Source organism: Synechocystis sp. PCC 7509 (assembly GCF_000332075.2).
Classification (GTDB): Bacteria; Cyanobacteriota; Cyanobacteriia; order Cyanobacteriales; family Chroococcidiopsidaceae; genus Aliterella.
In genome coordinates, this window is the sequence record NZ_ALVU02000001.1 from 3,698,074 (window position 1) to 3,712,369 (window position 14,296).

The window sequence follows — 14,296 nt, forward strand, 5'->3', positions numbered from 1 at the left end:
GCGGCAACAAAAATAGCTCTACACTCAGACAGATTAACCAAAAACAAATTAAGAATTGTAGGTAAAGCTTTATAGGAAGCAATTTTAGTAACTTTTGGCTTTTGTAAATGTTAAATTCAGGTATTTTTAAAATGCAAGCGGTTTTATGTGGCTACTACGGTAAAGGAAATGGTGGCGATGAGGCGTTACTAGCAACACTATTACAAATGTTGCCTGATAATGTAACCCCCTTAGTGCTTTCCGGCAATCCTGAAGCCACAAGTAAGAGTTATCAAGTAAAATCGTGCGATCGCAATTCCTTACCCCAAGTTATCAAAGCCTTGCACCAATCGGATGTATTTATCTGGGGTGGTGGTAGTTTAATGCAAGATTCCACCAGCGCCATTAGTCCTTTTTACTACGGGGGATTAATGACTTTAGCGCAAGTTATGGGACTAAAAACTATTGCTTGGGCGCAGGGTATTGGGCCATTAAAGCGTCCTGTAACAAAATTTTTGGCACAAAAGAACTTTAGTAACTGCAACGCGGTCAGCGTCCGCGATCGCGCATCTGCTGCATTATTAACTAATTGGCAAGTTTCTTGTACTTTAGCTCCCGATCCCGTATGGGCGCTTGAATCGGTTGCTGTACCTGGATTATGGAACTTACCCGCCCCCAGAGTTGCTGTAACATTGCGATCGCATCCTTTATTAACTCCCGCGCGTTTAGCTACCTTTACCCGCGCCTTAGTAGACTTTCAAACAGCCACCCAAACTTGTATTTTACTCGTACCATTTCAGAAAACTCAAGACTTGGCGATCGCGCAAGCAATTCAACCACAGTTACCAGGAAAAAGCGAAATATTTAGCCTAGAAGATCCCAAAGCATTAAAAGGATTGTTTCGCGGCGTTGAAATGGCGATCGGTATGCGCTTACATAGCTTAATTATGGCAGCAAGTGAAGGTTGCCGATGTTTTGCACTTAGTTACGATCCCAAAGTTAGCCAATTGATGAGCGACTTAGATATGCCAGGATGGGAATTAGCCCAAATGCCAGAAAATGCGAATGTAATTAGCAAAACTTGGATAGAGCATTTTGTTAATGGCGAAGCTACTTCGCCTGAAACAATAGAGTCACTGATAGATAGAGCCTTGCTACATCAGGAGTTATTAAAAGAACTACTAACCTAGATTAGTATTCTTGCGGGTAGGTTAAATAATGCTTCAAGGCTTTAGCTCATCAAAAGTTTTAGTCCCTTTATGCCATGTGGAAAAAATGTTATCTGAAACAGAAGATCCTACGCCGATTTATAAAGTAGAAGTTATAAATCATTCAGGAATAAAAATAAACGCGTGCTTAGAGCCTGCGAAGAAAGAGGATATGCCACCTGTACAGTCACTTGACTTTACATTCGCTTGGCGTGAGTTTTGGCAAAAGAGCGACTTTGACTGTGAAGCGATTATTAAGCTTTCCTGTCAGGGAGAGATTTTAGGTTTAATTCGGTTTGGACTTTACCCTTATGGTCTTGGGGACTACACTCCTGAGTACATAGAAGTTTTGCATCTTCAATGCGTTTCCAAAGAAAGAAGATCGGTTAATCCTGTTGGCTTTTGGCTGCTTTGGTATGCTATTCAGATTGGGTTTAGTTACTGTATCGGTGAAACTGACGGTACACTGCTTAAGCTCGATTCTCTAGAAGATGCCATACCTTATTACAGAGATAAAGTTAAAATGGATGGACTAGGATGGATTAACACACCTTCAGGAGAGGCAAATTATGCTTTCAAGTTTACGCAAGAGAGAGCAAAAGAGTTCTGCATCAGAATCGAGCAAGAATACGGTTATCCCGTCAGACTCGGCTGATAGCTCTTGGAAAGAAACCTCTGATGATGTAGTTACGGCTGGCTCTAAGCAGTTTATGAGCCATCAAGAAAGATACGAGTTTGTCAAAAATAGGACTTACTCTCCTGTTAAACCTTCTTAAACTATCAACTAAAATCAGATTGGTTGTGAAGCGATCGCCAAATTGACTTAAACAGTAAAATCCTTACTAAAAATACCTGACCACTGAACTTTTTTCAATTTGTCGCGGCGGTAGGAAAAAAAATGATCTGGTTGAGAGTAAGTGCAATGAGGAGAAACGGCTACTTGTTCGGGATTAACACCCAAGTTTTCTAACTGTAAAGCAATAACTCGTCGCACATCTAGCCGCACTCGTCCGGGATGGGGATCGGGTAATATTGGCGGATTGGGCAATTCTTGCAATGTCTGCATTAAATTAGCATCATTGGCAATAATACTAGAACCTACTTCCGCCGCTACTTGCTCAGATACTTGATAAACAGAGCCAGAAATCGCAGGCCCTAAAGCAAATTTTAAATTCTCAAGCTTGCTACCAAAAGATTGTAACTTGGCGATCGCTTCTGGCACAATTTTCGCCGCCGTCCCCCGCCAACCTGCATGAAGTGCCGCCACTTGTCCTGTAGTAGAATCAGCAATAAGTACGGGCGTACAGTCAGCGCTTGCTACCCAAACTGCTTGTTTTGGAAGTTCTGTAATTAAACCATCGGCTTCAGCTAAGGTATCGCCAATTTCCCTAGGACTAAGTACAACATTACCGTGTACTTGTTTGACTCGATAAGCCTCAGCTTGAGGTTGAAACATTGAGGTAATTTCGGCAGGAGTGCGGGGGGAAAATTGCTGAGTAAAAAAACCGTGTTTCCAATCTTTCAAAAGGCTGCAAGTCAAGTAAGGTAAATCTTCGCAGGTGCGCCAGTTCCAAGTGTGCATTGCAGTATGTAATTATTTAGTAATAATAAGTGTTGATTTATATTAACTTGAGTAGCAAATCTTGAGCTTAGACAGGCAAAAGTTAGAGGCATTAGTTGCCCAAAATATCACACTGCATATTTATGAAACTCTCCCCTCTACAAATCAAACTTTATGGAAGTTAATTAAACAAGGTGCAAAGCCAGGAAGCGTTGTAATTGCTACACAGCAAACCGCAGGACGCGGACAACGAGGGCATCAATGGTATTCTGCCATTGGGGGATTGTATTTGTCTTACGCCCTTGCACCCAATATCCCAGTATCTGAAAGCTTCCAATTAACTTTACGCACCGCTTGGGGAATTGCTACTACTCTGCAAACTTTGGGCATTCCCGTACAATTAAAATGGCTTAACGATTTAGTTATAGATGGGCGTAAACTAGGCGGTATTCTTACAGAAACTAAAGTTAACCAAGGAATTATTACTAAAGCAGTGGTTGGCGTAGGGATTAATTGGACTAACCCCGTACCAGAAACAGGGGTCAATTTAAGCTCGTTTATAAACATAATTCCCGATTTAGAAATGCTTGCGGCTATTACTATCCAAGGTATAGAAACGGGAATCAATAAACCCATCGCATCTTTAATCCCATCTTACGAACAATTATTGCTAAATATTGGGCAAAAAGTAACTGTGGGCGATCGCCCTGGAGTTATTATCGGCATTACTGATACTTGTTGTTTGCGAGTACAAATAGAAGATGCAGAAGTACACCTCAAGCCAGGTAGCATTAGTCTGGGCTATAAATAATTCATTGAACTTTACAAAATAAGATATTAAAATTACGAGAGCTTAGTAATTAAGCAATACTTTAGGGGGAACATGACTCAGCACAACGATCGCCAGCAGCCTAGAAGCCAGAAGTCGCTATTATTTAAGAGCCTTAGTTGGATAAGCGTTATTAGTATTCTTAGCTGCAATCAAGTATTGGCTCAAACTGAAAGCGCCTCAGATAATATTGTCCCCTTACCCACCGCCGAAGTTGCACCGCCTCCCGCTACTCCTTCTCAACCATCAGTAGTTAGATTGCAACGCGCTTTAGCCAAACCTAAAGTTGTCCGTCCTGAAGCTGTGCCGCAGCCAAGAGTATCTACTTATGTTGCACCAAAAGCGAAGTCTCCAGTTAGAAAAACTGCTATTCAAAAAACTCAAGACTACAACGGCGCATTTATCGATCCTACCGATTACAATACGGGCGCAACTAGCACCTACGAAGCACCTAGCCAAGTGATATTTTCCCAACGCTCCCCAAGCGGCAAATCCCAGCGTCAAACAATAATTACAACTAACGGTAATTCCGTCCAGCTATCTACGCCTCAAAAGCCTCAACAAAACGCAAGTTGGGTAAGAAATAGCCGTGTAGCTACCGCCGCCATATTCCCAGTTCGAGCTAATACAAGTAAAATTCGTTATACAAATAGATTGCGATCGCCTATAAACCGCCAAAAAGCTGTAAATAATGTCGTAACTTTGCCCAAAATCCCTGTAAGCAGCTACTACAACCGCACCATTAGACCTACAGGAATGCTAGGTAACGATAATACAAATATGATATTTCCGTTACCAATACCTGCAACTATTACCTCGTTGTTTGGCTGGCGGATTCATCCTATTACCGGAGATCGGCGCTTTCACTCAGGTACAGACTTCGGCGCTAGTATGGGTACGCCCGTTGTCGCTGCTTACAGTGGGAATGTAGCGACAGCCGACCTCATGGGTGGCTATGGGTTAGCGGTGGTTTTAGACCATCAAAAGTTTGGTCAACAAACCCTTTACGCTCACTTATCCGAAATATTTGTGCAACCTGGTCAAGTGGTGGAACAAGGTACAGTTATCGGGCGTGTAGGTAGTACGGGCAATTCTACCGGCGCTCATCTGCATTTTGAAGTTAGACAACTAACTAATCAAGGATGGGTAGCCACAGACCCAGGAGTACAAATACAAAGTGCTTTCGCTCAATTAGTAGAAGCCTTGCGCGTTGCTGATGCTAGGACGCAAAAACCAGGCTAAACTTGAATTGCAAATCGCTTATAGGGCGATCGCTGGCGCTGGGAGAAAATCAGCCAAAGATATATCTTTGGCGCGAATAAGTACCTAAACCGCTCGTAAAAAATGCCCTCCCAACGTAAAGAAACTGTCATCTATCCCCACAGGTTCAATCCCAAGAAACTACGCCCAAATTTCTGCTAGTTTTTCCTCAATTAGGTTTGTGGGGGTAACAAATTCCTCAGTCAAATTTGGTCGAAATCGGTTTGATTCTGGTAGCGCTCGACGATCAACTTTGCCATTAGAAGTTACTGGTAGAGCCTCCAAGACAACAAAAACTGACGGGATAGCGTGTTCGGGTAGTTCTTCTCTTAGCAAAGCTTGTAGCTGTCTTACTAGCTTGTTAATATTTTGTTTTTCTTCCGGATGATTAGCGTAAGTATGCCAGAGTTGAATAGCTTTGTACTGATCTTTTGGAAAAAATTGCGATTCTAAAACCAAATAAGCAGCTAAGTATTTGTCTCCCTGCGCCAAATCTTCCCGCGCCACAACCACAGTTTCTCTAACGGCACAATGTTGAGCAAGAGTAGTTTCAATATCCTCTAGATCAACACGGAAACCGCGAATTTTTACTTGATTGTCGATACGTCCGATAAATTCAATTGTCCCGTTAGGTAGATAACGCGCCAAATCTCCAGTTTTGTATAAGTACTTAGGTTTATCGCTAAAAGGATTAGGTACAAATTTGTCTACCATTTGTTCCCGATTAAAGTAGCCGCAAGCCAAACTTGCGCCACCAATCCACATTTCCCCTACTACACCCACTGGTACAGGTTTAATAGGGTCACTTTTGCGCCTTAGCAAGTGATCTAGTAAATATATTTGAGTATTAGCAATTGGTCTACCTATAAAAATTTGTGTTTGATTAGGCTTTACTTGGCAAATAGTAGACCAACTTGTGGTTTCAGGAGCGCCGTACATATTCCATACGGAGCGTACCTTTGTTAATAACTGCTGTGCTAGTCTTTTGGGCAATACTTCGCCGCCACAGAGAACTTTTAGCTGTTTATTTCCTTGCCAACCAGAGGCTAAAAGACTCCGCCAAGTGCTAGGAATTGCCTGCATAACTGTAATGCCTTGAGCGAGGCTTTGGGCTAGTTTTGCACTATTGGCAGCAACTTCGCGGCTAACTAAAACAATTTCCGCCCCGACAATTAGCGGTAAGTAAATTTCTAAGCTGGCAATATTAAAACTCATTGTAGTTGTAGCAATCATTACATCTTGGGCGTTCATTCCTGGCTCGTCACGCATGGAAGATAAAAAATTGACTACTGCTTGATGGCTAATTTGTACGCCTTTGGGTTTGCCCGTACCAGAATTGTAGATAGTGTAAGCTAAGTTATTTGCAGTAACGTTACTGTCTAGGTTGGAGTCTCTACAAAGCGCGATCGCGCTCTCCTCCTCGTCCATGATTACCGTATGGGCTGCGTGAACAGGTAGGCGCTCTAAGCAACCAAGTTCTGTTAATAAAACTGGAAGTTGCAAGTCTTGCAACATAAACGCCAAGCGATCGTAAGGATAGGCGGGATCTAATGGTACGTAAGAGCAACCAGCTTTGAGAATGCCGAGTAATCCCACAATTAAATCAAGACTTCGCTCTAAGCAAATACCTACCATAGTTTCTGGTACAACATTTGCTTTTTGTAAGTATCGAGCCACTTGGTTTGCGCGTTGATTTAACTGTTGGTAAGTCAGTTGCCGATCTTCAAATCTAACAGCTATTTTTTGAGGAGTTTTTTTTACTTGTTCTTCAAATAGTTGATGAATACATTTGTTTTGAGGGTAATTAGTTTTTGTGTTATTCCATTTTTTTAGTATCTGTTCTTTTTCCCTGGAACTAAGCAAAGAAAAATCTATAACTTGTTCTTGTGTTAGCGAAAAATTACCTTTGATATTTTTCATAAGTTAATTGCTGAATTTTTTTAATTAAATATTTTTAAACCCAAATTAAAGTTATTACTATGCTTGACTGGTTAGTTTTGTAGTTCTTAGATTAATTACCTAAATACATTGAAGATTTTTTATAAGTAGTTAACGCTCTGATATTAATATTGTTCTACTTCTGGTTGTTTTTGCTAGTTATTACCTTATTTATTAGCAAATTCTTATGGGTTTACGCAATACGTATAAACACAGAAATTTTTAACCTAAGTTGTTTTTAGGTAGTTAAAATACCGTATTTACTCCGATTTGTATTGTTTTGAATAAAATTGCAAAAATTTACTATGAAGATATCAAATATTTGCTGACAACTTTCCGTTTTAAGTAAGCGATCGCACCAGAGAAAATTTTTAGTTGTCAAACTAGATGAAACTCTTGCAGGGCGGGAAGAAAATTTTTATTTTCGTGGCTGGGGCGACTGAGTTTGATTAAAGCAAATCTTTGTAAAGGAGTCAAAGCCTGCCATTGTTGTATTGTTAAACCTGCGCCTAATTCTTGCACCTTTGCTTGCAAACTAATCGGAATATTCGTGTCATCCATCCATTCGGGGTAGGCTTCTACAGCTAAATCTTTGGCTTGGCTACCCGTATATTTTTGTACGAAAGTTTGCAACCTTTGGCGATAGGCTTGAATTTCAGTAGTTGTAATGCAAGGTTGCAGAGCGATTGCTTGACGCTCTGCTTCGCTAAAATGCGTCCAATCTGCTAATTTTAGCTTAATTCCACAAGTATCTAGCTTCAAACGTACCTGCATGGGAATACAACGAAGATTATCAACAAAATCGGCTTCAAATTCAAAAAAAGTCATAGGATTTTTAGTTAGGATGGTTTAGTATTACTGCGACGGACAATCCAATAACTCACAGATAAGGCAAAAATTGCGATCGCAAGTCCGATTAATTGGCTACCAGAAGTTTTGTCCAAGTCTAGAATAATCAATTTTCGCGCCACCGCAATTAAAGACGTAATTATCACTAATTCAACTTGAATAACATTTTTTTCTAAGTAAGCTGTAATATTTGCTAGTAGTTCTAAAGCAATCAAAATATTTAAAAACAAGCCAAATAGTTCAATTAGCGTTGTATTAAAAAATCCTATAGGTTCAGTAAATAGTTCTCTAAATAAAAGTATCCCTAAGTCAACTATGGCAACAATAATTACAATTAACATTGCTATAGCCAGCAATTTAGAAGCTATTTTTTCTATGTAGTGAACTAGGTGAAGAAAGTTCTCATCTTTACCCGTCGCTAGAATTTGCCTGAATAGGTTTCTTAGTCTCATAACTTATACCTGCGTCAAATTGCATGGTACAGCTAAAATATGGGCGATCGCTTATAAAATCGGCATTGGATACTTATTCTATTTTCGCAAGTGTCCATTTTATCTTAGAATGCGATTCCAAGGGAGCGATCGCACCTGTTACCTAATCTCAAGTGGAGAAATTTTGTGAATTTAGACCGCATTCCAGCCCAACCTAAGCCAGGGTTAATCAACGTATTGATTGAAATTGCTGCGGGAAGCAAAAATAAATACGAGTACGATAAGGATTTACAAGCCTTTGCTTTGGATCGGGTGCTTTATTCGTCGGTAAAATATCCTTACGACTATGGCTTTATCCCCAATACTTTAGCTGATGATGGCGATCCCCTTGATGGCATGGTACTAATGGATGAGCCAACTTTTCCCGGCTGCGTCATTGCCGCAAGACCGATTGGAATGTTAGAAATGATTGATGGTGGCGATCGCGATGAGAAAATTCTTTGCGTCCCCGATAAAGATCCTCGCTATGCTCATGTAAAGTCTCTTAAAGACATTGCACCGCACAGGTTAGATGAAATTGCTGAGTTTTTCCGCAGTTATAAAAATTTAGAGAAAAAAGTTACAGAGATTCGCGGCTGGCAAGATGTAGAATTCGTTATGCCTTTAGTAGAAAAGTGTATCAAAGCTGGTAGCGAACAAGGTAGAGATTCTGATTCGGAAACGACTTAAATTAAGTCAATTGCCCCGACAAGTTTAGAATGTAAGAGGAGAGAAATTACTTTTTCCTCTTGCTCTCTCGCCCCGTGACACAATGCAACGAACATTTCTTAGTGCCAAAATTCATAGTTGCACGCTCACGGCTGCTTATCTTAACTATGTAGGTAGTATTAGTATCGATCGCACTCTACTAGACGCTGCGGGAATTTTACCCTACGAGCAGGTGCAAGTAGTGAATATCAATAATGGCGAACGATTAATTACTTATGCGATCGCCTCTCCCCCTAATTCTGGCGCGATAGAATTAAATGGAGCCGCCGCTAGGCTAGGTATGGCTGGCGATCGCGTTATTATTATGACCTATGCTCAATTTAACGAGCAAGAACTTCAAACCTACTGTCCTACCGTTGTTTTGGTAGATAAGCATAACAAAATCCAAGAAGTGCGTCGTTATGACGATTTGCTGGCTCAAGTTTAGGCAAAAAGCTAAATTTATTCGTAATCCTGGTTCTAATTCTAAAGACGGCAAAAAAATACGAGCTTTTGTAGAAAAAATCATCTATCTTAAGGAATAAGATCCACAGAGTACGATTAATACAGCCGTTGTAACCTTTGTCATAGTAAGCTACTAGCAACATAGCTGCAAAAACCTAAGTTGCTAATACCTAAATAGTAGCTGGAAGTATGTAGAGCCTGATGATTAAGCAACACCGCACAGTTTTGATAATTGATGATTTTTCCCCCGACCGGGAGACATATCGCCGCTATCTGCACGCTGATAGGGAGTATGACTACACAGTATTAGAGGCTCAGTCGGCAAAAGATGGGTTGATCGCGTGTGAAGTGCAGCAAGTTGATGGAATTCTATTAGACTTTTCTTTGCCAGACCTAGACGGATTGGAATTTTTGGCAGCATTGAAAAAAATGCCCTTAAGCTGCCGCCCTACAGTAGTAATGATTACGGGACAAGGCAATGAAACCGTTGCCGCCAAAGCAATTAAAAGCGGTGCAGAAGATTATTTAGTCAAAGATCGCATAACTCCCCTAATGTTGCAAGTGGCGGTAGGAAGTGCGATCGCATCTTCCAAATTACAGCAGCAGTTGCAGCAAAAAATTGAGCAAGAAAAAATTGTCAGCCAAATTGCCTTGCAAATTCGTCAATCGCTGGATTTGGCAGAAGTTTTGCAAACAACGGTGAACCAAGTAAGGCAATTTTTGCAAACCGATCGCGTAGTTATTTTTCAAACGCAACCAAACGGGGACGGAGCAGCAATTGTTGAATCGGTAGGCAGCCAATGGCGGAGTATTTTAGCCACAAATTTTTACGATCCATGCTACATCGATCGCTACAACGACCAATACCGCAAAGGGCTAATTGTCGCTAGAACTGACATATATAATGCTGGGGTGAAGCAGTGTTATGTTGACTTGTTAGCGCCGTTGCAAGTTCGAGCTTGTCTTATTGCGCCCTTGTTTCGGGGCGAAGAATTGTGGGGATTATTAATTGCTCATCATTGCTCGTCGCCGCGAGCGTGGCAAGAATCGGAAATAGATTTAATCAAGCAACTATCAACTCAAATTGGGATTGCGATCGCCCAATCAGAACTTTATCAAAAAGTCCAAAGGGAACTAAGCCAAAGGCAACGGGTAGAAGCAGAGCTTAGTGCCAGCGAAGCAGGGTTGCGTCTGGCTCTAGAGGCAGCCAAAATGGGAACGTGGGACTGGAATATCCTCACAAATCAAGTTCAATGGTCTGCCAATATGGAAGCTTTATTTGGCTTGCAACCAGGGGAGTTTGATGGCTCTTACGCTATGTTTGTTTCTAGACTGCACCCGGAAGATTGCGATCGCGTCCTCGATGCCATTAACCAATCAGTAGCCACAGGGGCAGAATACAATATTGAATTTCGAGTTGTGTATCCTAACGGTTACATTCGGTGGGCGTTATGTAAAGGGCAAGTCTTTTATAATCAAACCGGGCAACCCGTCCGCATGGCTGGAGTTGACTTAGATATTACCCCCTCTAAGCAATTGAGAGAAGAAAAGGAAGTATTGCTATTACGAGAACAAGCAGCAAGAGCCGAAGCCGAAGCCGCTAACAATAGTAAAGATGAATTTTTGGCGGTGGTGTCTCATGAATTGCGATCGCCCCTCAATGCCATTTTAGGTTGGGCGCGGCTACTGAGGACGCGGGAACTAGATAAAGAGACGACTAACAAAGCCTTGGAAACCATTGAGCGTAATACCCAAACCCAAGTTCAACTAATCGAAGACTTGTTAGACGTTTCGCGGATGATTCGCGGCGAGTTGCAGCTAACTATAACTCCGGTGAGATTGGCTACTGTTATAGAAAATACCATTAGTAGTATGAGCTTGACTGCCGAAGCCAAACAAATCCAACTAGAAGTAACTCTTAGTTGCGATTGTCAAATTTTGGGCGATCTTCGCCGTTTGCAACAAATTATTACTAATTTATTGACAAACGCCATTAAGTTCACTCCAGCAGGCGGGAGAATTGAAATTTGTCTGCACAAATATGATGATCAAGCACAAATTCAAGTAATTGATACTGGAATTGGAATTAGTCAAGAATTTTTGCCCCATATATTTGATCGCTTTCGTCGTGCCAACAGTTCCACCGAACGCTCGAATGATGGGCTAGGTTTGGGACTTGCGATCGCCAGTCAATTAACGGCGTTGCATGGCGGCACAATTACAGTTAGTAGTCTTGGTGTGGGAAAAGGAGCTACTTTTAGCGTTTTATTGCCAATTTTTGAGCCAATTATTAACGTTAAGCCAGAAATTAGCCCCGAAATAACGCCACCATTACCCCTAGCTGATATTCGCATTTTGGTAGTAGATGACGAAATTGATAGTTTAGAATTATTAGCCTTTACTTTGGAAGAATCCGGCGCTATGATTAAGCCCGTTAGCTGCGCCTCCGATGCCCTAGAAGCGATCGCACAGTTTGAACCAGATATTTTGATTGGTGACATTGCCATGCCCCAAGTGGACGGTTACACGCTGTTGAGTAAAATTAGAGAAATAAAAGGAGTTGGACAAATACCTGCGATCGCCCTATCAGCCTTTGCCAAAGAAGAAGATGTCCAAAAGTCTCTTGAGGCTGGGTTTTCGCGCCATTTGACCAAGCCCATAGAACCCACTGAGTTAGTTAAGGCGGTTTCCGAGGTGTTAATTGAAATTAATACTGTTATAAATAAATAAAATATATTAATTGTTTAGTTGTTCCCCAACTAATTATTTATTTAAAAGCAACTTAACCCATGACTACGCCCGTAAATATTACCGCAGAAACCTTAGACTTAACTAATTGCGATCGAGAACCTATACACATACCTGGATTGATTCAGTCTCACGGGGTTTTGCTCGTTTTAAAAGAACCAGAATTACAAATTATCCAAGTAAGCAGCAATACCAAAACGTTTTTAGGACAAGAACCAGAGCAATTGTTAAACACTAAACTTCAGCAATTGCTTGATGAAGACCAAATTCAAGTAATTGCTCAATGTTTAGACAAAGACTTTGAAAGCGTTAATCCTTTAAAGATATCAGTAAATAATATTGTTTTTGATGGAGTGATTCATCGCTTTGACAATAATCTAATTTTAGAACTAGAGCCAACCCAAAACACAAACAAAACTGAGTTTTTAGATTTTTATAAATTAGTTGTAGGTAGTGTAAACAAATTACAAGTTGCTTCCACACCAGAGCAAATTTGTCAAGAAATTGTTAAAGAGATTCGCGTTTTGACTCAGTGCGATCGCGTGATGGTTTATCAACTAGATCCTGAAGGATCGGGAAAAGTAGTAGCAGAAGATAAGCAAGAGCATTTAACACCTTTTTTGGGCTTAAAATACCCAGCTACCGACATTCCTAAGCAAGCAAAACATCTTTATACCCTCAACTGGTTGCGCTTAATTCCAGACATTAATTATCAAACTATTGAACTTATTCCTCCGTTAAATCCGCTTACAAATTCTCCTACAGATTTAAGCTTATCTGTTTTAAGAAGTGTATCGCCGTTGCACGTAGAATACTTACATAATATGGGCGTAGCTGCTTCTATGTCGGTATCGCTAATTAAAAATGGACAACTTTGGGGTTTAATTGCTTGTCATCATCATTCACCTAAATATATTCCCTACGAAGTGCGGACGGCTTGCGAGTTCTTGGGTAAAGTAACCTCAATGCAGTTAGTAGCAAAAGAAGAAAATCAAGACCTTGACTATAAAGTTAAATTAAAGTCAATATCATCAAAGTTCGTTGAATCTATAGGACTGCAAAAAACTCTACTTGAGGGTTTAGTAGCTGCCAAAAACGATTTATTAGGACTTACTAGCGCCCAAGGAATTGCTATTTATTGGCAAGACGAAATTTTTGCTATTGGGAAAACCCCAGATATCGACCAATTGCAAGATTTAGGTAATTGGATACAAACAAAACTTCAAGACAATCTTTTTCATACAAATACCTTAGCTAAAGAGTATCCCATTGCTGAAAAATATACTGATGTTGCCAGTGGAATTGTAGCTTTAGCAATATCGAGAACTAATAAAAACTATGTTTTATGGTTTCGCCCAGAAGTAGTACAAACAGTAAGTTGGGGGGGGAATCCTGATAAGCCTGTAGAAGTAGATGAAAAGGGGGGAATGCGACTATCGCCGCGTAAATCCTTTGAATTATGGCAACAAACCGTCAAAAATCAGTCTTTACCTTGGAAAAAGTGGGAAATTGAAGCAGTTTTAGAACTTAGAGGGGCAATAGTTAGTACGGTATTGCGCCAAGCTGACGAACTTGCCAAAATCAACATTGAGTTGCAACAAAGTAATACTGAACTTGATGCCTTTGCTTATGTTGCGTCTCATGACTTGAAAGAACCATTACGAGGCATTCATAACTACTCTAACTTTTTAATCGAAGATTACGGCAATATTTTGAACGAAGACGGCGTATCAAAGCTGCAAACCTTGGTGCGTCTATCTCAGCGCATGGAAGACTTAATTAATTCCTTGCTGCATTTTTCCCGGTTAGGACGGGTAGAACTGGCGATTTCTCGGACAAATCTAAATGATATTTTACAGCAGGTTTTAGACTTATTACGCGCTCGAATTGAAGAAACTGGGGTAAGTATTTCAATTCCTAGACCTTTACCAATTATTAATTGCGATCGCATTCAAGTAACCGAAGTATTTACCAATTTAATTAGTAATGCCATTAAATATAGCGACAGACCGGAGAAATGGGTAGAAGTTGGCTATCTTGACCACCAGGAAGAAGCAACAGTATTCTACGTCCGCGACAATGGTATTGGCATCAAAGAGCAATATTTAGATAATATATTTCGGATATTTAAACGGTTACACGGTCACAACCATTATGGCGGCGGTACAGGAGCGGGTTTAACAATTGTCAAAAAAATTGTAGAACGTCATGGGGGTAAAATCTGGGTAGAATCTACCTTTGGACAAGGTAGTACGTTTTATTTCACATTGCAGGCATAAAA

General features: G+C 40.7%; 12 protein-coding genes. 8 read left to right on the top strand and 4 right to left on the bottom strand.

What is annotated here, in order from left to right; translation table 11 throughout:
* Nucleotides 1–131: 131 nt before the first annotated feature.
* Nucleotides 132–1,169: a polysaccharide pyruvyl transferase CsaB gene (csaB, locus tag SYN7509_RS0218520; protein WP_028954432.1), complete on the top strand. Its 1,038-nt coding sequence runs from the start codon at nucleotides 132–134 to the stop codon at nucleotides 1,167–1,169.
* A gap of 28 nt (nucleotides 1,170–1,197) precedes the next feature.
* On the top strand, nucleotides 1,198–1,842 hold the full coding sequence (locus SYN7509_RS0218525) for a hypothetical protein (protein ID WP_009631988.1): 645 nt from the start codon (nucleotides 1,198–1,200) through the stop codon (nucleotides 1,840–1,842).
* 168 nt (nucleotides 1,843–2,010) lie between these two features.
* Here SYN7509_RS0218525 and pgeF read toward each other — a convergent pair whose 3' ends face one another.
* A complete protein-coding gene (pgeF, locus tag SYN7509_RS0218530; protein WP_009631989.1) occupies nucleotides 2,011–2,769 on the bottom strand; it encodes a peptidoglycan editing factor PgeF in 759 nt (252 codons plus the stop codon).
* Nucleotides 2,770–2,830: 61 nt separating this feature from the next.
* Between pgeF and SYN7509_RS0218535 the strand changes: the two genes are divergently transcribed.
* Both SYN7509_RS0218535 and SYN7509_RS0218540 read left to right on the top strand, forming a co-directional pair.
* The gene (locus SYN7509_RS0218535; protein WP_009631990.1) at nucleotides 2,831–3,559 is read left to right on the top strand and encodes a biotin--[acetyl-CoA-carboxylase] ligase; all 729 of its coding nucleotides are present in this window, start codon (nucleotides 2,831–2,833) and stop codon (nucleotides 3,557–3,559) included.
* A gap of 72 nt (nucleotides 3,560–3,631) precedes the next feature.
* Nucleotides 3,632–4,819, top strand: coding sequence for a M23 family metallopeptidase (locus SYN7509_RS0218540; protein ID WP_009631991.1), 1,188 nt, complete (start codon nucleotides 3,632–3,634; stop codon nucleotides 4,817–4,819).
* Between the two features lie 159 nt (nucleotides 4,820–4,978).
* Here the strand turns inward: SYN7509_RS0218540 and SYN7509_RS26390 are convergent, their stop codons facing one another.
* The 3 genes from SYN7509_RS26390 to SYN7509_RS0218555 form a co-directional block, all read right to left on the bottom strand.
* On the bottom strand, nucleotides 4,979–6,757 hold the full coding sequence (locus SYN7509_RS26390; RefSeq protein WP_009631992.1) for a non-ribosomal peptide synthetase: 1,779 nt from the start codon (nucleotides 6,755–6,757) through the stop codon (nucleotides 4,979–4,981).
* A 396-nt stretch (nucleotides 6,758–7,153) separates the two neighbouring features.
* Nucleotides 7,154–7,603: a nitrate reductase associated protein gene (locus tag SYN7509_RS0218550; protein ID WP_009631993.1), complete on the bottom strand. Its 450-nt coding sequence runs from the start codon at nucleotides 7,601–7,603 to the stop codon at nucleotides 7,154–7,156.
* A gap of 11 nt (nucleotides 7,604–7,614) precedes the next feature.
* Nucleotides 7,615–8,076, bottom strand: coding sequence for a phosphate-starvation-inducible PsiE family protein (locus SYN7509_RS0218555; protein WP_009631994.1), 462 nt, complete (start codon nucleotides 8,074–8,076; stop codon nucleotides 7,615–7,617).
* A gap of 165 nt (nucleotides 8,077–8,241) precedes the next feature.
* Between SYN7509_RS0218555 and SYN7509_RS0218560 the strand changes: the two genes are divergently transcribed.
* The 4 genes from SYN7509_RS0218560 (at nucleotide 8,242) to SYN7509_RS0218575 (ending at nucleotide 14,294) form a co-directional block, all read left to right on the top strand.
* Nucleotides 8,242–8,784: an inorganic diphosphatase gene (locus SYN7509_RS0218560; protein WP_009631995.1), complete on the top strand. Its 543-nt coding sequence runs from the start codon at nucleotides 8,242–8,244 to the stop codon at nucleotides 8,782–8,784.
* Nucleotides 8,785–8,866: 82 nt separating this feature from the next.
* Entirely contained in the window at nucleotides 8,867–9,250 is a 384-nt protein-coding gene (panD, locus tag SYN7509_RS0218565) for an aspartate 1-decarboxylase (RefSeq protein ID WP_009631996.1), read from the top strand.
* Nucleotides 9,251–9,468: 218 nt separating this feature from the next.
* Complete coding sequence (locus SYN7509_RS27785; protein WP_009631997.1) at nucleotides 9,469–11,997, top strand: response regulator; 2,529 nt, start codon at nucleotides 9,469–9,471, stop codon at nucleotides 11,995–11,997.
* Between the two features lie 59 nt (nucleotides 11,998–12,056).
* Nucleotides 12,057–14,294 (top strand): ATP-binding protein, encoded by a 2,238-nt coding sequence (locus tag SYN7509_RS0218575; RefSeq protein ID WP_009631998.1) that lies wholly within the window; start codon nucleotides 12,057–12,059, stop codon nucleotides 14,292–14,294.
* Nucleotides 14,295–14,296 lie beyond the last annotated feature (2 nt).

Bases quoted from the DNA above. Each gene is read 5' to 3' on its own strand.
- csaB (WP_028954432.1), top strand. From the start codon at position 132: ATGCAAGCGGTTTTATGTGGCTACTACGGTAAAGGAAATGGTGGCGAT.
- SYN7509_RS26390 (WP_009631992.1), bottom strand. From the start codon at position 6,757: ATGAAAAATATCAAAGGTAATTTTTCGCTAACACAAGAACAAGTTATA.
- pgeF (WP_009631989.1), bottom strand. From the start codon at position 2,769: ATGCACACTTGGAACTGGCGCACCTGCGAAGATTTACCTTACTTGACT.
- SYN7509_RS0218540 (WP_009631991.1), top strand. From the start codon at position 3,632: ATGACTCAGCACAACGATCGCCAGCAGCCTAGAAGCCAGAAGTCGCTA.
- SYN7509_RS27785 (WP_009631997.1), top strand. From the start codon at position 9,469: ATGATTAAGCAACACCGCACAGTTTTGATAATTGATGATTTTTCCCCC.
- panD (WP_009631996.1), top strand. From the start codon at position 8,867: ATGCAACGAACATTTCTTAGTGCCAAAATTCATAGTTGCACGCTCACG.
- SYN7509_RS0218575 (WP_009631998.1), top strand. From the start codon at position 12,057: ATGACTACGCCCGTAAATATTACCGCAGAAACCTTAGACTTAACTAAT.
- SYN7509_RS0218550 (WP_009631993.1), bottom strand. From the start codon at position 7,603: ATGACTTTTTTTGAATTTGAAGCCGATTTTGTTGATAATCTTCGTTGT.
- SYN7509_RS0218555 (WP_009631994.1), bottom strand. From the start codon at position 8,076: ATGAGACTAAGAAACCTATTCAGGCAAATTCTAGCGACGGGTAAAGAT.
- SYN7509_RS0218525 (WP_009631988.1), top strand. From the start codon at position 1,198: ATGCTTCAAGGCTTTAGCTCATCAAAAGTTTTAGTCCCTTTATGCCAT.